Genomic DNA, 757 nt, shown 5'->3' on the forward strand with positions numbered 1-757 from the left:
GTGGTCAACCCGACATGAGTACGACCGAAACAGCGGTGCCCCTGAGCCTGCGGCAGGGATGGCTGAGTCGACACGACGGAGCAAGCCCATAAACTAAATCACCTGCTGTCATAGGCGTGAGCGAATGGCCGTTGACGATGAAATTGGGAGTGGGAACGCGGAAGCCAATGAAACGGCGTGGTCAGTAGCCAGGCTCAACGACGAGATCGCGGCAACCCTCGAATCCGCAGCTGACCGATTTCCAACGTATGTCGTCGGCGAAGTATCGGATGCGACAGCGAAGGGGTATGGAACGTTCTTTACGCTACGTGATGTCGACGGCGACGAAACAATCCAGTGTATTATTTGGTCATCGTACCGTGATCGGATTGAGGGGGATATCACAGAGGGCGAGGAGGTGATCGTCCGTGCGAACGTCGATTTCTACACAGATGGCGGCCGGACCCAGCTCAACGTCAAAAACTACTGGCCGGTCGGCAACTCTGAGCGGTCTCAACAATTAGAAGCATTGCGTGCTGAACTGGCCGATGAGGGCCTCTTCGCTGATGATCGCAAACAGCCGGTGCCGTCATTTCCGTCGAATATCGGCATCGTCACCTCACTCACGGGATCCGCACGGGAAGATTTCCGGGAGGCTGCCTGGGGACGCGCACCGGGAGTAACGCTCACGTTCTTCGGCGCAACGGTTCAGGGCACCAACGCGGTGCCGTCGCTCGTCGGCGCAATTCGGCAAGCCGACCAAGATCCGGACATCGAC

1 protein-coding gene is annotated in these 757 nt (G+C 58.0%); it reads left to right on the plus strand.

Annotated elements, in window-relative coordinates; all coding sequences use genetic code 11:
• Nucleotides 1–124: 124 nt before the first annotated feature.
• The coding region (locus tag EXE45_RS17190) for an exodeoxyribonuclease VII large subunit (protein ID WP_158294313.1) at nucleotides 125–757 on the plus strand (633 nt) is incomplete at its 3' end.

The organism is Halorubrum sp. SP9 (genome assembly GCF_005435015.1).
In the GTDB taxonomy this organism is placed as follows: domain Archaea; phylum Halobacteriota; class Halobacteria; order Halobacteriales; family Haloferacaceae; genus Halorubrum; species Halorubrum sodomense.